The sequence below is a fragment of the Solibacillus cecembensis genome (assembly GCF_050272495.1).
GTDB classification, from domain to species: domain Bacteria; phylum Bacillota; class Bacilli; order Bacillales_A; family Planococcaceae; genus Solibacillus; species Solibacillus cecembensis.
On sequence record NZ_JBNNMF010000005.1, the window covers coordinates 69,354 to 91,541 of the forward strand.

At 38.2% G+C, this 22,188-nt stretch carries 19 protein-coding genes; 4 read left to right on the forward strand and 15 right to left on the reverse strand.

Features of this window, described 5'->3' with window-relative positions; genetic code table 11:
* Nucleotides 1-35: 35 nt before the first annotated feature.
* The 7 genes from pyk to ACQKIH_RS06160 form a co-directional block, all read right to left on the reverse strand.
* A complete protein-coding gene (pyk, locus tag ACQKIH_RS06130) occupies nucleotides 36-1,796 on the reverse strand; it encodes a pyruvate kinase (protein WP_057989309.1) in 1,761 nt (586 codons plus the stop codon).
* A gap of 109 nt (nucleotides 1,797-1,905) precedes the next feature.
* The gene (gene pfkA, locus ACQKIH_RS06135; RefSeq protein ID WP_057989307.1) at nucleotides 1,906-2,865 is read right to left on the reverse strand and encodes a 6-phosphofructokinase; all 960 of its coding nucleotides are present in this window, start codon (nucleotides 2,863-2,865) and stop codon (nucleotides 1,906-1,908) included.
* A 148-nt stretch (nucleotides 2,866-3,013) separates the two neighbouring features.
* On the reverse strand, nucleotides 3,014-3,967 hold the full coding sequence (gene accA, locus ACQKIH_RS06140; RefSeq protein ID WP_057989304.1) for an acetyl-CoA carboxylase carboxyl transferase subunit alpha: 954 nt from the start codon (nucleotides 3,965-3,967) through the stop codon (nucleotides 3,014-3,016).
* Entirely contained in the window at nucleotides 3,960-4,832 is an 873-nt protein-coding gene (gene accD, locus ACQKIH_RS06145; RefSeq protein WP_057989302.1) for an acetyl-CoA carboxylase, carboxyltransferase subunit beta, read from the reverse strand. The genes accA and accD overlap by 8 nt, the downstream gene beginning before the upstream one ends.
* A 36-nt stretch (nucleotides 4,833-4,868) precedes the next feature.
* The gene (locus tag ACQKIH_RS06150; RefSeq protein ID WP_427764155.1) at nucleotides 4,869-5,501 is read right to left on the reverse strand and encodes a FadR/GntR family transcriptional regulator; all 633 of its coding nucleotides are present in this window, start codon (nucleotides 5,499-5,501) and stop codon (nucleotides 4,869-4,871) included.
* A gap of 243 nt (nucleotides 5,502-5,744) precedes the next feature.
* The gene (dnaE, locus tag ACQKIH_RS06155; RefSeq protein ID WP_427764158.1) at nucleotides 5,745-8,828 is read right to left on the reverse strand and encodes a DNA polymerase III subunit alpha; all 3,084 of its coding nucleotides are present in this window, start codon (nucleotides 8,826-8,828) and stop codon (nucleotides 5,745-5,747) included.
* A 21-nt stretch (nucleotides 8,829-8,849) separates the two neighbouring features.
* On the reverse strand, nucleotides 8,850-9,791 hold the full coding sequence (locus ACQKIH_RS06160; protein WP_427764161.1) for a DHH family phosphoesterase: 942 nt from the start codon (nucleotides 9,789-9,791) through the stop codon (nucleotides 8,850-8,852).
* Nucleotides 9,792-9,885: 94 nt separating this feature from the next.
* On the opposite strand from ACQKIH_RS06160, the gene ACQKIH_RS06165 reads away from it, so the two are divergent.
* Nucleotides 9,886-10,200 carry a YtpI family protein gene (locus tag ACQKIH_RS06165; protein ID WP_057989291.1) on the forward strand — a complete coding sequence of 105 codons (315 nt, stop codon included), beginning with the start codon at nucleotides 9,886-9,888 and terminating at the stop codon, nucleotides 10,198-10,200.
* A gap of 44 nt (nucleotides 10,201-10,244) precedes the next feature.
* Here ACQKIH_RS06165 and ACQKIH_RS06170 read toward each other — a convergent pair whose 3' ends face one another.
* Nucleotides 10,245-11,552: a DRTGG domain-containing protein gene (locus tag ACQKIH_RS06170; RefSeq protein WP_427764163.1), complete on the reverse strand. Its 1,308-nt coding sequence runs from the start codon at nucleotides 11,550-11,552 to the stop codon at nucleotides 10,245-10,247.
* Nucleotides 11,553-11,913: 361 nt separating this feature from the next.
* Nucleotides 11,914-12,594 (reverse strand): metal-dependent hydrolase, encoded by a 681-nt coding sequence (locus tag ACQKIH_RS06175; protein ID WP_427764165.1) that lies wholly within the window; start codon nucleotides 12,592-12,594, stop codon nucleotides 11,914-11,916.
* Nucleotides 12,595-12,727: 133 nt separating this feature from the next.
* On the opposite strand from ACQKIH_RS06175, the gene ACQKIH_RS06180 reads away from it, so the two are divergent.
* Both ACQKIH_RS06180 and ACQKIH_RS06185 read left to right on the forward strand, forming a co-directional pair.
* Entirely contained in the window at nucleotides 12,728-13,816 is a 1,089-nt protein-coding gene (locus ACQKIH_RS06180; protein WP_427764168.1) for a M24 family metallopeptidase, read from the forward strand.
* 167 nt (nucleotides 13,817-13,983) lie between these two features.
* On the forward strand, nucleotides 13,984-14,778 hold the full coding sequence (locus ACQKIH_RS06185) for a hypothetical protein (protein WP_427764170.1): 795 nt from the start codon (nucleotides 13,984-13,986) through the stop codon (nucleotides 14,776-14,778).
* A 52-nt stretch (nucleotides 14,779-14,830) separates the two neighbouring features.
* Here ACQKIH_RS06185 and ald read toward each other — a convergent pair whose 3' ends face one another.
* Entirely contained in the window at nucleotides 14,831-15,967 is a 1,137-nt protein-coding gene (gene ald, locus ACQKIH_RS06190) for an alanine dehydrogenase (RefSeq protein ID WP_057989287.1), read from the reverse strand.
* Nucleotides 15,968-16,529: 562 nt separating this feature from the next.
* Between ald and ACQKIH_RS06195 the strand changes: the two genes are divergently transcribed.
* On the forward strand, nucleotides 16,530-16,976 hold the full coding sequence (locus ACQKIH_RS06195) for a universal stress protein (protein ID WP_057989286.1): 447 nt from the start codon (nucleotides 16,530-16,532) through the stop codon (nucleotides 16,974-16,976).
* 63 nt (nucleotides 16,977-17,039) lie between these two features.
* Here ACQKIH_RS06195 and ACQKIH_RS06200 read toward each other — a convergent pair whose 3' ends face one another.
* From ACQKIH_RS06200 to mbcS, 5 genes are all read right to left on the reverse strand, one after another.
* A complete protein-coding gene (locus tag ACQKIH_RS06200) occupies nucleotides 17,040-17,969 on the reverse strand; it encodes a class I SAM-dependent methyltransferase (protein WP_427764173.1) in 930 nt (309 codons plus the stop codon).
* A 257-nt stretch (nucleotides 17,970-18,226) separates the two neighbouring features.
* Entirely contained in the window at nucleotides 18,227-18,733 is a 507-nt protein-coding gene (gene tpx / locus ACQKIH_RS06205; protein WP_057989283.1) for a thiol peroxidase, read from the reverse strand.
* Between the two features lie 170 nt (nucleotides 18,734-18,903).
* A complete protein-coding gene (locus ACQKIH_RS06210; protein WP_427764176.1) occupies nucleotides 18,904-19,395 on the reverse strand; it encodes an RDD family protein in 492 nt (163 codons plus the stop codon).
* 14 nt (nucleotides 19,396-19,409) lie between these two features.
* Nucleotides 19,410-20,420, reverse strand: coding sequence for a signal peptide peptidase SppA (gene sppA / locus ACQKIH_RS06215; RefSeq protein ID WP_057989279.1), 1,011 nt, complete (start codon nucleotides 20,418-20,420; stop codon nucleotides 19,410-19,412).
* 141 nt (nucleotides 20,421-20,561) lie between these two features.
* Entirely contained in the window at nucleotides 20,562-22,133 is a 1,572-nt protein-coding gene (mbcS, locus tag ACQKIH_RS06220; protein ID WP_427764178.1) for an acyl-CoA synthetase MbcS, read from the reverse strand.
* Nucleotides 22,134-22,188: the final 55 nt, after the last annotated feature.

The window sequence follows — 22,188 nt, forward strand, 5'->3', positions numbered from 1 at the left end:
TCTAATGATGTTTTTTTGTTTATAAGTGTATTTTACTATAGTACGCTGGCATGTCCTTTATAGATGACACCAGTTTCTGCATCCATTGTAATTTCTTGACCATGACGGATTAATGTTGTTGCTTCTTTTACACCAACAATAACGGGGATTCCTAAGCTCAAGCCGACTACTGCCGCATGACTTGTTAACCCACCTTCTTCTGTAATAATCCCTACACAGTTTTCAATTGCAGGCATCATTTCACGGTCCGAACCAACCGTTACAATAATTACACCTTCAGTATCATACGCTAATGCTTCACCTGCATTTTTCGCGACTACTGCTTTTGCTACAACCGATGCTTTACCGATTCCTTGTCCGCGCGCTAATAAGTCCCCAATCACGTGAACTTTCATTAAGTTCGTTGTACCTGCTTCGCCAACCGGTACGCCTGCTGTAATTACGACAACATCTCCGTGATTTACAAACTCATGCTTTAACGCTTCATCAACAGATAGCTCTAAAATTTCATCTGTTGTCGAGACGCGAGAAGTAACGATTGGCTTTACGCCCCAAACTAATGTTAACTTTTGGGCAGTTGTTGGCTGACTTGTAACAGCAATCACTGAAACGCCTGGGCGATATTTAGCGATCATGCGTGCCGTATTTCCGCTTTCAGTTGGTGCTAACACTGCTTTTACACCTAGGTTAATAGATGTGAATGCTACCGCCTGAGAAATTGCTTCTGTCATATTCGCTTGTCTTTCACGGCTACGTTGTGAAACGATTGCACGATAATCTAAAGAGTCTTCTGTACGTTCTGCAATTTTATTCATCGTTGCTACTGATTCTACTGGGTATAATCCAGCAGCAGTCTCACCTGATAACATGATGGCATCTGTACCGTCAATAATCGCATTGGCAACGTCTGATGCTTCCGCGCGTGTTGGACGTGGGAAACGTTGCATGGAATCTAACATTTGTGTTGCTGTAATAACAGGTTTCCCTACTTGGTTACATTTTTTAATTAAGTTTTTTTGTACGAGTGGTACTTCTTCTGCTGGAATTTCTACACCTAAATCTCCACGAGCAACCATTAAGCCATCTGAAACTTCGATAATTGCGTCAATATTATCAACGCCCTCTTGGTTTTCGATTTTAGGAATAATTTGAATATGTCCGCCTTCATTTTGTTCTAGTAATTCACGAATTTCTAAAACATCTTTGGCAGTTCGAACGAATGATGCCGCAATAAAATCGACACCTTGCTCAATACCAAATAAAATATCTGACGCGTCTTTATCAGTAATACCTGGTAATTTCACTGAAACACCTGGCACGTTTACACCTTTTTTATTTTTCAAAACGCCTGAATTTTCTACAATCGTATGGATGCGACCTTGTTCCATATCTTTTGCTAAAACACGTAGTTCAATTAAGCCGTCATCTAATAAAATTCGGTCGTTTTGCTCTACATCTTCAATGAGGCGATCATATGTTACAGAAAAACAAGATTCATTTCCGATTACTTCTGACATTGAAATATCAATAACTTGTCCGGCTACTAAATGAAGCTCGTCATTTTCCATCGTATGTGTACGAATTTCAGGACCTTTCGTATCCAATAAAATTCCGACAGGCTTCTTCATACGCACGGATGCATCGCGGATTGCCGCAATTCGAATCGCATGGTCTTCATGACCCCCATGTGAAAAGTTTAATCGTGCAACATTCATCCCTGCTGTAATTAATTTTTCTAACATTTCTGGTGATTCACTTGCTGGTCCAATCGTACATACAATTTTCGTTTTTCTCATCTTATGTCATCTCCGTTTGTGTAATATCAAATACGCCGAGGTTTATACCCCTGAATGAAATAAATAGTAGACATTCATTCCACTACTTATAATAGTGGTAAATTTTTTGTTAAATTGATAGTTCTTTTGATAATGTGTATAAACTTAAATCTGCTTGATGCTTTTGTTCAAACGCCACTTTAAAATCATAATCAACGACATTATGATTTTTAATCCCTACAGCACGTCCGCCCTTACCTTCTATTAAAAGTTCGACTGCTCGCGCTCCAAATAAACCGGCTAACACTCGATCACGCGCAGATGGTGAGCCGCCACGCTGAATATGACCAAGTACAGAAGTACGTATTTTAACCCCTGTACGTTCTTCTAATTGTTTTGCGAGCTTATGGCCTTTCATTACACCTTCAGCAACAATGATAATACTGTGACGTTTCCCTCGTGAAGCACCTCGCTCTAAACGTGTCACGATATCTTCAATTTCAAACTTTTCTTCTGGGATTAAAATTGATTCTGCCCCTCCAGCAAGTCCAGCCCATAATGCGATATCCCCCGCATCACGCCCCATAACTTCGATTACAAAAGTATTTTCATGACTTGTTGCCGTATCACGAATTTTATCTATGGAATCTACCACTGTATTTAATGCTGTATCAAAACCTATTGTATATTCTGTCCCAGGAACGTCATTATCAATCGTCCCTGGAATTCCAACGCATGGAAAACCTTTTTCAGTTAACTGCATCGCACCACGGTAAGAACCGTCACCACCAATAACGACTAATCCTTCAATGCCTGCTTTTTTCATGCGTTCAATTGCTTGTTCCTGATAATCTCCCTCTTTAAACTCTGGGAAACGAGCAGAATATAAGATTGTACCACCACGCTGAATAATGTCTCCAACTGAGCCTATATCTAGAGGTTTATAATTTTCATTATAAAGCCCTTCATAGCCATGATAAACGCCAACGACTTCTACGCCATGATATCGTGCTTTACGAACAACAGCACGGATGGCAGCATTCATCCCTGGAGCGTCTCCTCCACTCGTTAAAACTGCTATCTTTTTCATCAAATGTTCTCCTCCTATGCTATTATTCACATTAACAGAAAAACGGTCGTTATGTAACTATTCTGAGTAACAATTATCGAAATCTTAACAAAAAAATCAATTACACCTTTGCGTAATTGATTTTTTATGGAAATTGCTATTCAATCACTTATTCGATAAATTGACCAATGTTTTTATATTTAGCATAACGCTCATCAATTAATTGTTCTACGGATAAGCTATTTAAATGAACTAATGTGTCTACAATATATTCTTTCATCGTACTTGCTTGCTGATCAACATTTTTATGTGCACCACCTGCAACTTCAGGGATGATGCCATCAATCACACCCAATTGCTTTAAATCCGGTGCAGTAATTTTCATCGCTTCTGCTGCCTGTTTTGCATAGCTTGCATCTTTCCATAAAATCGATGCTGCCCCTTCAGGCGAAATAACCGAATACGTTGAGTTTTCAAGCATAAAAATCTTATTTGCCACACCAAGTGCTAATGCGCCACCACTTCCACCTTCACCGATTACAATACTAATAATTGGCACTTTAAAGCCTGCCATCTCAAATAAATTACGCGCAATGGCTTCACTTTGACCTCGCTCTTCTGCGGCTTTCCCTGGATATGCGCCTTTCGTATCGATAAAGCAAATAATTGGTCGTTTAAATTTTTCGGCTTGCTGCATTAACCGTAGTGCTTTTCGGTAGCCTTCTGGATGAGGCATACCAAAATTACGGCGAATATTTTCCTTTGTTGTTTTTCCTCGCTGATGTCCAATAATCGTAATAGGCTGTCCATTAAATGACGCGATTCCACCAACAATGGCCTCGTCATCCTTAAAACTACGATCGCCATGTAATTCGATAAAATCATCAAAAATTCGTTCAATATAATCGAGCGTTGTTGGTCGTTGTGGATGACGCGCTACTTGGACACGATTCCATGGTTCCATATTGGCATAAAGACTTTGCTCTAGCTGAGTTAAACGCGTTTCAAGCTTTTCAATCTCACCGCTCATGTCCACATCTGCTTCTACTGCAATCGTCTTTAACTCATCTATTTTTTCACGTAGCTTTACAACAGGTTCTTCAAACGCCATTAGTTTAGACATGTGATACGCCTCCTTGTACATGTAATTTCACAATCGTTGCTATTTTATCGCGCATATCTAAACGACTAATAATGGCATCTAATTGACCATGATCGAGTAAAAATTCCGCCGTTTGGAAATCTTCTGGTAACTTCTCGCGTACCGTTTGCTCGATTACACGTCTACCTGCAAAGCCAATTAAACTTTGTGGTTCCGCAATATTTAAATCACCAATCGACGCAAAGCTAGCCGATACGCCACCCGTCGTTGGATGTGTCATAATCGAAATATATAATAAACCCGCTTCACTATGACGCTTCAATGCAACACTCGTTTTAGCCATTTGCATTAATGACAGCACACCTTCTTGCATTCGTGCACCACCGCTTGCCGTAAAAATAATGAATGGGATACGTAATTCTGTCGCTTTTTCAACCGCTCGTGTTATTTTTTCCCCAACAACTGAGCCCATAGAACCCATACGGAAATGAGAGTCCATTACAGCAATTGCAATCGGATTCCCCTTTAACGTGCCAACCCCTGTTAAAACCGCTTCATTCAATCCCGTTTTTTCCATATCTGAATTTACTTTTTCGATATAAGCTGGGAAATTTAATGGATTCATTGTTTGTAGATGGTCATCCATTGATGTAAACGAATCTTTATCTAAAAAACAGTTAATTCGTTCATGCGCTGTCATATTAAAATGGTACACACATTTCGGGCATACCTTCAGATTTTTTTCAACTTCCTTCGTTACATGAATCGTTTTGCATTTCGGACATTTTGTCACAATTCCTTCTGGAAAGTGCTTTTCATCCGATTTTTTAATGATGCTCCCTGCATTTTTCTTACGGTTTATCGAAAATAAATCACGAATTGCCATGAGAATCCCCCTTTGTTTTCACTGCTAATAGTATTATTACTTCATCGTTTTTATCCATTTTTCATAGGCTTCAATCGCTTCTGGTAAGTAACCCATCTGCATTGAAGCAAGCATAATTTGTAAGTGTGGTTTTTCCTCGAATGTCACGTCATTCACTAATGCACTATTACTATACGCCGATAATTGGAGCCATATTTTAAACGCAAGCCGGTTTTCTGTTACAATCATGCATTCACGCAATATTGCTTCACGTTGCAACGATTGCTCTAATTCAACTTTCACAAAAATACTTTCCCAAACTGGTAATTTCCTCAGTGTTTCTGATTGACAAATGATTTTAATCGCTTCTTTTTCATGCATCTCACGTGTTGCATGTACATCCGCAACTGATCTTGCATCTTGTAAAATAAATGATCCAACAATTTCCACTAAATGATGTTGCTTCATACTCGTTAAATAAGTGCCATCTCCATGCTTGGTTTCAATTAACCCAAGTAGTTCTAGACTTCGCAAAGCTTCCCTTACAGAAGACCGCCCTACATTTAATTGCTCACTTAATACACGTTCAGAAGGCAATTTTTCTCCTTCTTGAATATTTTGGTCAGCAATTAAATCACGTAGCTGCTTTACAATTTGGAGAAACATTTTTTTCGTATGCTTTTGCTCCATCTATTTTCACCTCTTTATTAATGGGCGTTTTTGCTTAATCCAATCAAAAGTGGTCTGACCATTTTCTTACCATAGAATACAAAATGTTTTTAGAAATGTAAAGTAAAAAATAGAATGGGCTCTTATTATATATAAGAATTTTTCACCTTTTATAACTAATAAACTTACTTTTTCTACAAAATTTTTCTCAATAAGAAAAGAGATTGCTCTAGTTTTAACACTTAGAACAACCTCTTTTACTATTTATAGAATAATAATTTGTTTCACTTTCACTTGCTGTTTATTAAATCGTTGTTCAAAAAAACCTTCTACGGCTACAAATGTTCCTTCTACTAATTTTCCAGCAACGAGTTCATATTCTTTCGGGAATAACGTTAATGACACACTACCGAACTCATCTTCTATTTGAACAAAAGCCATTAGCTCACCTTTTTTTGTACGCAACTGACGCATTTCATTTACAAAGCCGATCATTTTTACAAACGTATTATCTTTTAATGAGGCTAACATTTGCACCGTTGTCGTCGCTTGAGGATACTGAGAGCGCATTTTGACAAGCGGATGATCTGATAAATAAAAGCCAAGCACTTCTTTTTCAAATTGCAATTTTATTTTCTCTGAAAGTGGTGGCACTTCATTATGTTTCGGTTTTCCAAAAACAAACATGGAATTGGCAAATAACGTTTCTGCCTCATTTGGACGCACGAGTTCTGCTTGTTTTTGAGCACCATCAATTGTCGCCAATAACGTCGCTCGTTCCTTGCCAAACTCATCCAACGCACCCGCTTTAATTAAAGGCTCCATCACTTTTCTTGAAAAATTCGCGGCACTTAGTGAAATCGCCAAATCAAAAATATCCTGAAATGCTTGTTCTTTGTCCTCTCGTATCGCCATTAATTTCTGTAAAAATGGTTGTGGAACCCCTTTAATTGCCGAGAAACTAAAACGAATTTTACCGCTTTCCACTTTAAAATGGCGCACACTACGATTAATCGATGGCGGTAAAAATTCAATGCCGCGCAACTTTGCTTCCGCCATAATTTGCGCTAGTTTATCTGTATTTCCTGTAGCATTTGTTAATAATGCCGCATAAAAATTCACAGGGAAATTCGCTTTTAAATACGCCATTTGATACGAAATGATACTGTATGCAACAGCATGACTTTTCGGAAAACCATAGTCTGCAAAGCGCACAATTAACTCATATACCTCGTCTGCTACTTGCTCTGTAAAACCTTGATTACGGGCCCCTTGTACAAAAGCCGTACGTTGCTGCTCAAGTACTTCACGTTTTTTCTTACTCACTGCGCGGCGCAATAAGTCTGCTTCTCCAATCGAAAAGCCGGCCATCACATTGGCGATGCGCATAATTTGCTCTTGGTAAATAATAACCCCGTATGTTTCACGTAATATTGGCTCTAGCGCGGGATGAGGCATGAACACTTGCTCTTGACCATGCTTACGGCGCGCATAATTAGAAATGAACTCCATAGGACCCGGGCGATACAAAGCATTGACGGCTACGATATCTAAAAAATGAGTCGGCTGGATTTCGCGCAACGCATTTTTCATTCCATCTGATTCCAACTGGAAAATCCCAGCCGTATCCCCGTGCTGTAATAATGTAAACGTTGCAGCGTCCGTTAATGGAATATCATTTAACACAAGTTGTATTTGATGTGAAAATTGAATAGAACGACGAATTTGTTCAATAATCGTTAAATTTCGTAACCCTAAAAAGTCAATTTTCAATAAGCCCGTTTGCTCCACTTCATTCATCGGCCACTGCGTTAAATAAATGCCTTCATGTCCTTCTTCAATCGGTACAACGTCGACTAATGGCACTGGACTTAATACAACACCTGCCGCATGCGTAGAGGAATTTCGTGGTAACCCTTCTAAACGACATGCTGCTTCATACCATTTTTGGTGAATCGCTTCTGACATGATCCACTGTCTTAGCTTTTCTGATTGGGCATATGCTTCGTTTAACGTAATACCTGGTTTATTCGGAATCATTCTAGAAATCATTTCAAGTGTCTCACTGTCGAAATTAAACATCCGTGCAACATCTCTGGCTACGGCTTTCGCAGACAGCGTACCAAATGTAATAATTTGTGCGACATATTGTTTTCCGTATTTTTGCGCGACATATTGAATGACTTCATGGCGACGCGTATCAAGAAAATCGATATCAATATCGGGTAAAGAGACGCGCTCAGGATTTAAAAATCGTTCGAATAATAAATCATATTGGAGCGGGTCCACTTGCGTAATTCGTAGTGCATAAGCAATAAGTGATGAAGACGAAGATCCACGTCCGGGGCCTGTTAAAATTTGCTGTTCTCTCGCAAAACGCATAAAATCTGCGACGATTAAAAAATAATCAGAATAACCCATTGTTTGAATGACTTGCAGCTCATAGTGCATACGCTTTTCGTACTGTTCAGGAAGTACTTCTGTATGGAGACGTTGTTGCAGTCCTTTTTTTACTTCGTCATACAATAATTGCTCTGCAGTTTGAGTTGGTCCCACAGGAAATTTTGGCATATGCACAGTATCACTTTCCACCGTTACACGACAGCTTACTAATAACTCTCTCGTTGCATGAAGCCACTCTGGTTTATCCCCAAAACGCTGTTCCCACTCATTTTTTGATAACACATAACTTTCATTTGGTTCATCATTTTGCGTCGGTTCACTCAGTTTGTGACCTGACTCAATTGCTTGTGCAACTTTAAATGCAAAAGAATCTTCACGCTTTAAAAACAAACTTTCATGTGTAGCAAGAAGTGTCGAGCTCATTTTTTCTGCCCACTGTACTGCAATAGGCTCATCTTCAGAAATACCATTTGCTCTTGAAATGGCAACAAAAAAGTCGTCTGCAAAATTTTCTTTTACTGTTTGAGCTACTGTCTGATATGCATCACGAAGCCAAATCGCTTGCTGTTCGAGAGCTGGTACAACGAGGGCAAGTCCTTTTCCATAAGCAACTAACCATCGTAAAGGCAATGTATTTTGAGGACGGATTGCAATGCTGCTTGAAATTTTCAATAAGTTTTTATAGCCTACATCATTTTTTGCATAGAGAACTAACGGTAATAACTGATTTTCCGCAACTTCAATTTGTAACGTTAATCCTACGACAGGATGAATCCCAGCTTTTTTCATTTGATGCCAAAAAGGCAAAAGCCCGTACAATTTCGTATTCACGACTGCACATGCTTCTGCCTCTTGGTGTTGTAAAAAAGGGATGAGCTCTTCGATACGAATCGTACTTTTCAATAAATCTGCACTTGTCCGTATTTGTGGATAAACAATCGACACTATCCATCCCTCCTTACTTTATTAATAGTTTTTACAAATTTCTTTTAATTCCTCAATTACTTGGTCCGCTTCTGCCCAAGAATAGGCTGTGGCACCTGATGCTAATGGATGTCCGCCACCATTATATTTTTTCGCTAACGTATTAATAACGGGTCCTTTTGAACGTAATCGCACACGAATGGTATCATTTTCTTCAATAAAAATAATCCATGCACAAATGCCTTTCACATTTCCTAAAGAACCTACTAATAAAGATGTTTCAGATGGGGTAACATCAAATTCCTGTAAAACTTCTTCTGTAATTTTAATGTGCGCCGCGCCATGTTCATCCATCGTAAAGTTTTGATTTATATATCCTTGTAAATGCAGTAATTTTCGGTCCATTTCGTACATCGCGTCAAATAATTCACTTCGGTTAAAATTATACGAAACGAGATGTCCCGCTGTTTCGAATGTTTTTTCGCTGGCACTTGGGAATAAAAAGCGCCCTGTATCGCCAACAATTCCTGCGAAAAGTAAACGCGCTGCCTCATCTGACATCGTCCAGTTCGCATGATTTTTTGCTTCTTCATATAGTTCATAAATCATCTCACTGCAAGAGCTCGCATTCGTATCTACCCAAAGTAATTCTCCGTATGCATCATCGTTTGGATGGTGATCAATTTTAATGACATAGGCACCCTTTTTATAGCGCTGGTCATCAATGCGCTCTGTATTGGCCGTATCTGTAACTAAAATTAACGCACCTTCAAATATTTCGTCTTGAATTTGCTGTGGCTGTGCTAAAAATGCGAGCGATTCCTCGTGCTCCCCAACCGTATACACTGTTTTATTCGGATAATTTACTCGAATAAGCTCTGCTAACCCACACTGCGACCCATAGGCATCTGGATCGGGACGTACATGGCGATGTACAATAATTGTTTCGTATTGCTGAATTGTGTCGATGATTTGTCGTTTCACAAGCGTGTCCCCCTAATAGTCAGTGAATTCCAGTCGCAATTTTGCTAAAAAATAGGTACAATACTTATTAGCTATGCTACTTGGGAGGTTCACTATGATTTATTTAAACTTTATTTTTGTCGCAGCCATTGTAGTTTCATTCGTTTTTTATTTTTATTTCAAAACGAAACAACTTCGTGCTACGTTACCCATTCGTAAAAAATGGTATACAGCAAAAGCTGGTGTTTCATTAGGTATGTTTCTTATTTTCTTTAGTTGTAATGCCCTCATACTTTACCCTGATGCAGTTGGCTTTATAGTAGCGGCTATATTTGCCGTTATTGGTATAGGCCTTGGTCTTAATAACTTTAAGCGTATGCGTCACGAAGGTAAATACATTCTTGAAGAATACGAACTCAATAAATTTTGATGAAAAGGGGCACCTATTTTAAAGGTTGTCCCTTTCTAATATCATCATTTCTCCAATAATTGGAACATCATTAACGCTTTTCCTACTAACAGCGTGCCGTTAAATACTTCAAAATCCATTTTTACAAACTTACGGCTCATATCTAAAATTTGTGGTCGAACCGTTAATATACTCTCCATTTGAACGGGCTTAATGAAATAAATCGTCATATTTTCTGCAATGGCATCCCCACGTTTTCGACGCTTTAATGCAAACGAGCCCACCTCTGTTAGTAATGTTGTAAAGGCACCATAAGAAATCGCGCCGAATTGGTTCGTCATTTGAGGTGTTACAGTAAATTCTACAACGAGATCCTCATCACCTAACACACGCATCTCATTTTTTACTAAATCATCAATTGTTTCACCATGATGTGGTTGACGTTGCGCAAGTTGTAACGCTTTCAATACATCTTGACGGGTAATAACACCTTGCAATAACCCCTCGTCGTTAATAACCGGAAGTAAATCAATCCCCTCCCAAATCATGCGGTGTCCTGCCGTAGCAACACTCGTTTTCATTGATGCGGCAATTGGATTTTTCGTCATAACTTTATCAATAGCTTCGGATTCATCTCGTCCAATGACGTCTTTACTTGTAATCATACCGACTAGCTTATTTTGAACCGTGACAACTGGAAACGCACCATGTGTTGTACGCATATTTTGTTTATGATAATCAGCAATTAAATGCGTATTACGTAGCACCGCTGTATCTTCCATCGGGACATAAATATCCTCAATTAATAAAATGTCTTTTTTAATTAATTGGTCATAAATGGCACGGTTAATCATTGTTGCCACTGTAAAAGTATCATAGCTTGTCGAGATGATTGGTAAATCTAATTCATCTGCAAGTTGTTTATTTTCATCGGTTGTATCGAAGCCACCCGTAATTAACACAGCTGCACCAGTTTTCAGTGCATATTCATGTGACTGTGTACGGTTCCCAACAATGAGTAAGCTGCCCGCATCTGTGTAGCGCATCATATCATCGAGCTTCATGGCACCAATTACGAATTTAGTTAATGTTTTGTGTAAGCCTGTTTTGCCACCTAAAACTTGTCCATCTATAATATTGACGATTTCTGCAAATGTTAGGCGTTCAATATTTTCTTTCTTTTTCTTCTCAATACGAATCGTACCCACTCGTTCAATTGAGCTTACTAAACGGCGATTTTCTGCTTCCTTGATCGCACGGTAAGCTGTTCCTTCACTTACTTGCATTTCCTTAGCAATTTGGCGCACTGAAATTTTATCGCCAACTGGTAGTGATTCGATATATTGTAGTATTTTTTCGTGTTTTGTTGACAATATTATCACCTATTTCCCATCATTCGTTCTTGTCCCTAGTGTACCATATTTGATTGTTACAATTATACAATTTTCACTATTGGTCAGACGTATGATGATGCCAACTCCAAATTATCGTACTCATAGAAAAAAAGTAGCCGGTTTCGCTACTTTTTTCAGTATAAGTTCAACAAAATTTTCTATCTTTTCATTGTACGAATTCTAACTAGGGATTCTCATAAAGTATGCGCTAGGTTAGGCTTGCTAAGCACATGAGGCACACAGACAAAGTTAGCACAAATCTATATGACTCATCTGTATGTGCATGTAGCAGGCCAGCCCTGAAATAATTTTTTCCGTTCTAGTTGAACCTATATATTGGTCAAAAGTTAACTTCTTCACCAGGTTTTAACATTTGAACATCTGCACCTTCTACTAATTTCGCAAAGTCGTTTGGATCCTGAACAATTGGAGGAAATGTATTGTAATGAATTGGTACAACGATTTTCGGTTTTAATAATGACACTGCATATGCCGCATCCTCAGGACCCATCGTAAAATTATCACCAATCGGTAAAAATGCAACGTCGATTGGATGACGTTTGCCAATCAGCTCCATATCCCCGAATAACGCCGTATCCCCTGCATGATAAATTGTGACATCCTCTGCAGTAAATAAAATTCCACCAGGCATGCCCGTATAAATTATTTCATTTTTATCTGTTACATACGATGATCCATGAAAGGCCTGTGTATATTTCACCTTCCCAAAATCAAAGTTGTAAGCACCGCCAATATGCATATTGTGTACACGACACCCTTGCCAACCTAAGTAATTCGCTAATTCATTCGGTGCTACAACAAGCGCATCGTTTTTCTTCGCCAGTTCTACAGTATCCCCAACATGATCATTATGCCCATGCGTTAATAAAATGACATCGGGATTTTCCTGTTCAACTTGTAAATCCGTTTGACCATTCCCATTAATAAATGGATCAATTAAAATCATATGTTTATTCGTTTGAATTTTTACAACGGAATGTCCATGAAATGAAATTCTCATAAAAAACCCCTCCTAATCTAGCCATTATATCGTTATTCGAGGGAAATGCAGAAATTCCTTTTTTTTGTTATACTATCGATGTCAGAAATTTCACTTTACACCATAGATTCATAAGATGAAAGGGGTTTTACAAATGTCAAAACTACAACAATTACAAAATTATTTGATTGAAAACAATTTAGAGGCTGCATTCATTACAACTCCAGACAATGTTTTTTATTTTTCAGGTTTCAAAAGTAATCCACATGAACGATTACTAGGAATTATGGTGTTCAAACAGCAAGAACCTTTTTTAATTTGCCCAAAGATGGAAGTACCTGATGCTGTAGCGGCAGGTTGGGCATATGATGTAGTTGGTCATGAAGATACGGAAAACGCTTGGGATGTGTTAGCAAAAACGTTTGCTTCCAAAAATGTTCAGCTCTCTTCACTTGCCATTGAAAAAGCACATCTTACGGTTGAGCGTTTGGAAGCGTTACAAGAGCGTTATCCAGCAGTTCAATTCGCTGGCATTGATACGAAAATAAATGCACTGCGTATTCAAAAGGACGAAGACGAATTAGTGAAAATGCGAAAAGCTGCAGAACTAGCAGACTTCGCAATTCAAGTAGGCTGTGATGCCATTGCTGAAGGCAAAACGGAAATGGACATTTTAAATACGGTTGAATCCGCAATTAAAGCAAAAGGTTATACGATGAGCTTTAATACAATGGTGCTTGCAGGTGAAAAAGCAGCCTCTCCACACGGGACACCTGGGGATCGAAAAATTCAAAAAGGGGACCTTATTTTATTTGATTTAGGGGTCATTTATGAAGGCTATTGCTCGGATATAACGCGTACCGTGGCATTCGGTCAGCCTAATGAAGAACAAGTAAAAATTTACAATACGGTTCGCAAAGCAAATGAAGATGCGATTGCTGCTGTCAAACCAGGTGTCGTTGCGATGGATTTAGATAAAATTGCGCGTGATGTCATTACAGAGGCAGGTTACGGACAATATTTCACACACCGTCTCGGTCATGGCCTTGGCATCTCTGTTCACGAATTCCCATCGATTACAGGGACAAACGAAATGGTATTAAACCCAGGTACTGTATTTACCATTGAACCAGGAATTTATAAAACAGACGTTGCGGGTGTTCGCATCGAGGATGATGTGGTTGTTACAGCGGATGGTGTAGAAATTTTAACGAAATTCACAAAAGAATTAGTCATTTTATAAAATTGATTTTCATATAATTGTAAAAAGCCGTTTTGATAGAGTTCAAATCGGTTTTTTCTTATATATTCATTTTATACTATAAATCTAGTTTCTCTACATTATTTCTTTCATTTTTAACGATAATGTTTGTAAATCAGAAAAAATTTTAGTAGGAAAGGAAGTGCATCATGAAAAAAATAGTAAACATTTCTTTTATTTTATTCGTATTAATCGTCTTGCCTCTTAGTTTCTCTAAATTCAAATTCATTCAGGCTGCATCTGCGCACGATTTTCAAGAAAAAAAAGAGCTATTCTATCAGGATGTCTCTTCATTGAATACTGAAAAAATGGCGCTATTTCAAAATCGTGCAAAAGAAATTGTCCATGCTAGAAAAACTAAATGGGCATCGTTAGAATATCAAGTAGGTCAAAACACTTTTTATACATCTGCACAATCGAAAAAAACAACTACTACAAATCCAACCACTACCACAAATCCAACCACTACCACAAAAATTACAACTGGCCTCCTTCCTAACATTGGACAAAGTTACACATATGAACCTTCTTTTCAGGGACCAGAGAAAAAAACATATGTGGCTACAAAAAATCCCTACTTCGACAATGCTGTTCACTTATTAGAAGATGAATACACGGGTTATACGTATATTGAATCCCCAAAAAGCTTTGCGATGGGTGTCGCATATTCAGATGTTTTTTATTTTTCATTGGCTTATCCAATGAAGGCAAAAACAACAATTCTTGATACGGATTATGGGGTTGAAAAAAACGATTATACGGATGTGGTTGTTGTTAGCACTACCGAAACAGTCCATACAAAAGCTGGCACGTTCAAAAATGTGGTTGTGTTAAACTATCCAAATGGTTCTACTTTATTTCTTGCTAAAGGCTATGGCATCATTAAAATGACCGATTATGAGGGCGATATATCAACAGAGCTCATTGCAGTGGATCATTCATGACGCACTATAAAAAGCTGACGAAATGAATTCGTCAGCTTTTTGATTTTAATTTTTAATTCGTTAAACTAGCCGATGCACTTAATAGCTCATCTACTGAAGCACATGTTACTCCTTGTGCATTTGCTACTGCCTCATACACAACATGACCTTCTAATGTGTTAAGACCTAATTTTAATGCTGGATTATCTAAACATGCTTTCACATAGCCTTTGTTAGCAATTTGTAATGCATATGGCACTGTATTATTCGTTAAAGCAACCGTTGAAGTACGTGGCACTGCACCCGGCATATTAGCAACCGTATAGTGCACGACACCATGCTTTTCGAATGTTGGTTTGTCATGTGTTGTGACTTTTTCAGATGTTTCGAAGCAGCCCCCTTGATCAATCGCAATATCCACAACAACTGAACCTGGTGACATCGAACGAATCATATCCTCTGTTACAAGCTTTGGTGCTTTTGCTCCTGGAATTAATACAGATCCTACGACTAAATCAGCTTCTTTTACAGCCTGTGCAATATTATATGGATTTGAAATTAATGTTTGCACATCTCGACCAAAAATATCCTCTAATTGACGAAGACGCTCTGGGCTTAAATCAATAATCGTCACGTCTGCTCCCATACCAACAGCAATTTTCGCAGCGTTCGTACCAGCAATCCCGCCACCAATTACCGTTACTTTACCGCGCTGTACGCCTGATACACCACCTAATAAAATCCCTTTTCCACCTGGTAATTTCTCTAAATAATGTGCACCGATTTGCGTTGCCATCTTCCCAGCAACTTCACTCATTGGTGTTAATAATGGTAATGAACGATTTGGTAATTGCACTGTTTCATATGCAATACCCACTACTTTTTTGGCGATTAATGCTTTTGTTAATGCTGGTTCCGGCGCTAAGTGCAAATAAGTAAACAAAATTAATCCCTCGCGGAAATAACCGTACTCACTTTCAACAGGCTCCTTCACCTTTAAAACCATTTCAGCAGTCCAAGCTTCTTCTGCGCTATCAACAATTTTCGCTCCGGCCAATAAATAATCAGCGTCAGTAAATGCAGAACCTAAGCCTGCTCCTGTTTCGATTAATACTTCATGTCCAGACGTTACTAATGATAAAACTCCAGCTGGCGTCATTGCCACACGGTTTTCGTTATTTTTAATTTCTTTCGGTACCCCAATTTTCATCGTTTATTCCTCCCCAAGAACATTTAATCAAATACTCCTCGGCGTATTTGCGCCCAGATTTTTTTCGAGCTCGCTCACTAGGGAAGTTAGCCTAAGTTCGTCGCGTCCATGCGACAACGGCTAACTGACCTGCATCACGCATGCCTCCTTAATAATCTGTGGCATCCGCCGGGGCTTAACTTGCTTCAGCTAAGTTTTGAAACCCTCCTGAAACAGATGCAAATTTGTCATACACCCGCCCCACCTAAAAAGTAGAGGAAAATTTGCTGAAGCAAGTTAATTCAAATCCATTCTACCAATTTTACGAAAAAAAGAGTAGCTAAATTTATTCAATTTACTATATTTTTAAAATTATTAGTTTCAATAATTCTTGACACATTATTTATGCTTTCTCTGAATGTATGAAATACTATTATTTCTAATAAAAAACTTACATTTTAGACTATTGTTTGTCTTTTATTATATAAATAGGAGGAATATTTACATTTTTTCAATGTTAGGTATTTCCAACTGTAAAACATTTGATATAATACACGTATAGACAAATAAGGAGGAAATGAAAATGGCTAATCATTATAAAAGTATTGTAGTAGCAGTAGACGGTTCTAAAGAAGCAGAATATGCATTCCGTAAATCAATTGACGTTGCAAAACGTAATGAAGGTGCAACAATTAACCTTGTAAATGTGATCGACACACGTTCATTCGCTGCAATTGAAGCATATGACCGCACAATCGCTGAGCGCGCACAATCGCACTCTGAAGAATTACTAAACGGTTACAAAAAACTAGCTGAAGAAGCTGGCGTTGCAAACGTGAACTTAGTAATCGAGTACGGTTCTCCAAAAAATATCATCACAAAAGAGCTTTCTAAAGTTGTGGAAGCAGACTTAATTATTTGTGGTGCAACAGGTTTAAACGCTGTTGAACGTTTCTTAATCGGCTCTGTTTCAGAAGCGATTGTACGTTCTGCAAACTGTGATGTATTAGTTATTCGTACACCTGAGTGATGATCATTTCCAACTAAAAAAAAAGCACTGAAATTCTACATAATGAATTTCCGTGCTTTTTATTTATTTTCCTTCTTTCCACATACGCACTTTTTCAAAGAACATAGCAAGTGCCTGTTTATTCGACATATTTGGCACCTTTGCAAGTAATACTTCGCTTGGCGCTTTTAGGGAAGGACTTTGCTTTTGTAAAATTAAAATGCTCTTCTCATGGGCACGTGAAGAAAATAGGTTCTCAGGCAATTGAATAACCGCTTGAATCCAAACATTCCCTTTAATAAATTTGTGTAATTGCTTCGCTTGCTCAGACTCAAATAAATTTGTAGGAATTAAGAAAAACGCGTAGCCACCCTCTTTTGTATGGTTCAACGACTGTTCAATGAACAAATGATGCGCATAACTCATCCCTTCAGCGGCACAAAGTTCATAATCTAGTGCAACCTCTTCATTCGGATAATATCCCACAGGTAAATCACAAATAACAGCATCGGCTGGATCTACTAATAATTTTTCTAATGAATCTTGACGGAATAATGTGACAGGCTGTTCAATTAAATCCCCTGTCGCTGCTGCTAAACGGATAAGTAACTCATCCACTTCTACACCGGTAGCTTGAATTTTCCCATCCATAGCATTCATCACGGTATATAGTAAATTACCTGTTCCTAGCGCTGGATCTAAAACTGTAATAGGGCCATTTTTCAACTCTTCTTCAAAGCATTGCTCCACAAAATGGCTTACGAGTAACCCAAGTGTATCCGGTGTCATTTGATGATTTGGCTGTGCACTTTTACGCATACCTTTTAAAATGGCAATTTGAATCGCTTTTCGCATATCTTCTTTCGTCGTATCTTCTACTTGCCAATCATATTTCCCATCTAATGTGTCTTCTACTGTTTGTAAAAGGGCATCTAAATACTCAATGTCTTGCTCTTTCGCAATCTTTTCTGCATATTCATTTAAAAACCCAAAGATTTGTTCAAATTTATCCATCATTATTGCTCCTTCTATTCGCTTACGTCTTCGTTCAATTGCGTTCAGAGTTTGATTTGTCCTAATCTAGGATATCAGCCTATCCTTGCAACAATGGCTAACTAACCTACATCATACGGTTCTCCTTCAAAATCTGTACATTCCGCACTTCCCTACTATACTCGAACTTCGAGTATTTTCCTTCTAAAATGAACAACCCACTCAAATTCAGTTGAGTGGGTGTCCGTTTTCATATTTCATTTACAACGAAATAATAATTATTTTGAAAGGGCTTTTACGGCTTCAATTGCCGCTTCGTAGTTTGGATGATCTGTTGCTTCAGGTACGTATTCTACATACGCAACTTTGCCCGCTGCATCTACTACAAAAACAGCACGAGTAAGTAGGCGTAATTCTTTAATATGTACGCCAAATGCTTCACCAAATGATGCATCACGGTGATCCGATACTGTTACAACTTGGTCAATTCCTGCAGCACCGCACCAACGCTTTTGAGCAAATGGTAAATCCATCGACACTGTATAAACAATAACATTGTCGCCTAATTCAGCAGCAGCTTCATTAAATTTACGTGTTTGTTGATCACAAACGCCCGTATCTAAAGAAGGAACAACTGAGAATAAACGAATTTTACCTTCAGAATCATTTAATGTTACCGCTGATAAATCATTTGCTAATACATTAAAACTAGGCGCAAAATCTCCTACTTTCACTTCATTACCAATTAATGTTATTGGACCATTTTTAAATGTTACTTGTACCATAAATAACCGCCTCCTTGTTATTCCCTTATATTACTAGATATAAATTACATAATGCAACTAACTAGTCTTAACCTATGGAACATCATTGCCAAATAAAAAGCCGCCCAATAATAGGCGACTTTTCATATTAAGAAGGTGTCGATATATAACGATCCCCCCCTTAAATCTTTTTAAACTTTTTCGATAAACATTTTTTCATGTACTACGACCGTATCAGAAAAATAATCCGCTACACTTTTATTTTTTGGTGAAAAAGCTACGATTAAATAAGGTGCATGGAAAAACGTACTATTAATAAATCGACCTACACCTTCGCGGAATAAAATAGTCGACCAATCTAATGGCTCACCATTATCTTTTTCTACACGTAGGCCAAATACCATTTTACCTAATGTTTGCTTAAAATACTTTGTTAAAAGAACGAAATACGCATAGTAAATCGCTACAGATAACATAGAAAACGGTGCATACCAATTAATACCAACTAAATCCCAATCCATTACGGAAAAAAGCGGACGTATTGTTACGCCTACAATCGCAGCAATGATTATTGAATCTAATACAAATGCCCAAAAGCGCATCCAAAATCCTGCTGTTTTTTGTTGAATTAGAGGGTACTCTACAGTCGGTGTCGTTTCAAACGTTTCGATTACCTCAGTCATGTCGTTCCCCCCTCTTAATATTCACCATATAAATACATCATGCGCGGTGAGTTTGTTGATGAAATAATTTTAGAAAGATATTGAGATTCGGCAGATGGAGTGAACATCGAGCCCAACTTTACACCAAGTAATGATGCCCAGCTATCCGTATTTATCGCATATTCAAACAGTTCCGCATCCTCAAGTCCAAAATCGGCACGCATCGCTGCAATAACTGCATCTTCATTCCCAATTTCATCTACAAGTCCTGCTTTTACTGCTTGTGTACCACCTAAAATTCGGCCATCCGCAACTTTTTTCACCTGTGCTTCAGACATACCGCGACCTACTTCAATAATATCGACAAATTGCTCATACGACTCATCAATCATTTCTTGAAGCATCGCTAATTCTTCTGGCGTTGATGGACGTACCCCACCAAACATATCCTTATGTTCACCAGATTTGATTGTTTCAAATTCAATTCCTACTTTTTCTGCTAATTTCCCATAATTAATCGACTGCATAATGACACCAATCGATCCTGTAATTGTTTCACGTTGCGCAAAAATTTTATCTGCTGGTGCAGCAATATAATAACCACCAGAAGCAGCCATTGTTCCCATTGAAACGTAAATTGGGATTTGGCTCTGTTCTTTTATTTGAATAATTTTCTCATAAATTTCAGCGGATTCAATGACACCGCCACCAGGTGTATTAACAGTTAAAACAACACCTTTAACCGATTCATCATTTAGCACGGCTTCCAATTGATCCATAAATAGTTGATGATTATAGTCAACCGTTTCCCAAACGCTCGGTTCTCCAACATCTTGGATTACTCCGTTAACTGTTAGATGAGCAATTCGTTTATCAAAATCGCCACTTTCAATCACCTGTTCAAATGACAGTGTTTCAGTTCCCATTAAATTATCGAAGCTACTAAAGAAATCTGTTTTAAAAATCGTAATAATTGTGTTAATCCCCAGTGAGAAAAACATGAGCACTGCCGCAATGCCAAGTGCTACCCATCGTTTTGTATTCATTTTCATTACCTCCTATACCTTCATACGAAAGTATTTTACATTAAGTTTCACTTTTTTCAACCATTGACCTATCACACAGAAAAAAGATGGCCAAAATTCGACCATCTTTTCATTCCCCAGGAAATAATTCCGAAAATCCGATTATTTCTGCTCTACTAACCGTAATTCGACACGACGAATTTTACCCGAAATTGTTTTCGGCAATTCATCAATAAATTCAATAATTCTTGGATATTTATATGGTGCCGTTAATTCCTTCACATGATTTTGTAACTCTGCTACCAGTGTTGGCGAATCTTTTAATGCTGAATTTTTTAAAACAACATACGCCTTCACAACATTTCCACGAATTTCGTCAGGACTTGCTACAACTGCACATTCATTTACAGCTGGATGCTTTACTAATGCATCTTCTACTTCAAATGGTCCAATTGTATAGCCAGAAGAAATGATGATATCATCGTTGCGACCTTCAAACCAAAAGTAACCATCCTCATCTTTTTTAGCTTGATCTCCTGTAACATACCAATCCCCGCGGTATTGCATCGCTGTTCGCTCTACATCATTGAAATAGCCCTTAAATAAGGCTGGCGTTGATTTATGAACCGCGATATCACCTACTTCTCCTACCGGCAATGGTTGTCCAAACTCATCGATTACGTCCACTAAGTTACCTGGTGTCGGTTTCCCCATCGATCCAGGTCGTAGTTCCATATCAATTAATGTACCAACAAGCAATGTATTTTCTGTTTGACCATAGCCGTCACGTACAACAATATTATATTCACGCTCAAACGTTTCAATGACTTCTCGATTTAATGGCTCGCCCGCAGAAACAGCGCTACGTAAAGACGACAAATTAAATGTCGATAAATTATCCAACTTCGCCATCATTCGATATTCTGTCGGTGTACAGCATAATACATTCACCTGTTGCTGTTCAATCCTTTGTAAATACATTTGTGCGTCAAACTTTCCTTTATAAACAAAGGCTGTTGCACCACTACCTAATACAGCTACAAATGGACTCCAAATCCACTTTTGCCAACCTGGTGCTGCTGTTGCCCAAACTACGTCTCCATCTTGTACACCTAACCATTTAGGTGCCGCTGTTCTTAAATGCGCAAAGCCCCAACCATGAGTATGCATAACGCCTTTTGGATTCCCCGTTGTTCCAGATGTATAGGCTAAGAAAGCTAAATCTGAAGATTCTGTTGCTTGCCCTTGAAATTCAGTTGATTGCTGCTTGGCCTCTTCCATTAAAGCAGTCCAAGAATCCTTTGCATTGCCGACAATAAATAAATGAAGACCATTTAAATTTTCAGCTTGTTCAAACTCAGTCACATATTGTTCCATCGCAATAACAGCTTTAGCATTTGAATGTGCAATACGATAATCAATATCCTTACTGCGCAATAATTCTGAGCTAGGAATAATAACAAGTCCCGCTTTAAGTGCCGCGATGTATGTGACGTATGCTTCTAAACTACGAGGAAGCATAATTAATACAACATCACCTTTTATTAACCCTCTAGCTTGAAATGTATTGGCAACTTGGTTGGCCATTTGCAAAAGCTGTTTATATGTAAAGCTTTCTTGAATACCATCTTCCTCTTGAATAATAAGTGCCAGTTTTTGCTCTAATTTTTCATGCTTTTCAAATTCATTAATAATATTATAAAACTTCGGTGCAATTAGTTCGTTATGAATCATTTCTGAATCCCCCTTTGATTGTAAAAATGATACTTACCTTTTCATTATACTAATA

What these genes read in the sequence shown, in the direction of transcription:
- pyk (WP_057989309.1), bottom strand. Translation starts at nt 1,796, where the DNA reads ATGAGAAAAACGAAAATTGTATGTACGATTGGACCAGCAAGTGAATCA.
- pfkA (WP_057989307.1), bottom strand. Translation starts at nt 2,865, where the DNA reads ATGAAAAAGATAGCAGTTTTAACGAGTGGAGGAGACGCTCCAGGGATG.
- accA (WP_057989304.1), bottom strand. Translation starts at nt 3,967, where the DNA reads ATGTCTAAACTAATGGCGTTTGAAGAACCTGTTGTAAAGCTACGTGAA.
- accD (WP_057989302.1), bottom strand. Translation starts at nt 4,832, where the DNA reads ATGGCAATTCGTGATTTATTTTCGATAAACCGTAAGAAAAATGCAGGG.
- ACQKIH_RS06150 (WP_427764155.1), bottom strand. Translation starts at nt 5,501, where the DNA reads ATGGAGCAAAAGCATACGAAAAAAATGTTTCTCCAAATTGTAAAGCAG.
- ACQKIH_RS06165 (WP_057989291.1), top strand. Translation starts at nt 9,886, where the DNA reads ATGATTTATTTAAACTTTATTTTTGTCGCAGCCATTGTAGTTTCATTC.
- ACQKIH_RS06175 (WP_427764165.1), bottom strand. Translation starts at nt 12,594, where the DNA reads ATGAGAATTTCATTTCATGGACATTCCGTTGTAAAAATTCAAACGAAT.
- ACQKIH_RS06180 (WP_427764168.1), top strand. Translation starts at nt 12,728, where the DNA reads ATGTCAAAACTACAACAATTACAAAATTATTTGATTGAAAACAATTTA.
- ACQKIH_RS06185 (WP_427764170.1), top strand. Translation starts at nt 13,984, where the DNA reads ATGAAAAAAATAGTAAACATTTCTTTTATTTTATTCGTATTAATCGTC.
- ald (WP_057989287.1), bottom strand. Translation starts at nt 15,967, where the DNA reads ATGAAAATTGGGGTACCGAAAGAAATTAAAAATAACGAAAACCGTGTG.
- ACQKIH_RS06195 (WP_057989286.1), top strand. Translation starts at nt 16,530, where the DNA reads ATGGCTAATCATTATAAAAGTATTGTAGTAGCAGTAGACGGTTCTAAA.
- ACQKIH_RS06200 (WP_427764173.1), bottom strand. Translation starts at nt 17,969, where the DNA reads ATGGATAAATTTGAACAAATCTTTGGGTTTTTAAATGAATATGCAGAA.
- tpx (WP_057989283.1), bottom strand. Translation starts at nt 18,733, where the DNA reads ATGGTACAAGTAACATTTAAAAATGGTCCAATAACATTAATTGGTAAT.
- ACQKIH_RS06210 (WP_427764176.1), bottom strand. Translation starts at nt 19,395, where the DNA reads ATGACTGAGGTAATCGAAACGTTTGAAACGACACCGACTGTAGAGTAC.
- sppA (WP_057989279.1), bottom strand. Translation starts at nt 20,420, where the DNA reads ATGAATACAAAACGATGGGTAGCACTTGGCATTGCGGCAGTGCTCATG.
- mbcS (WP_427764178.1), bottom strand. Translation starts at nt 22,133, where the DNA reads ATGATTCATAACGAACTAATTGCACCGAAGTTTTATAATATTATTAAT.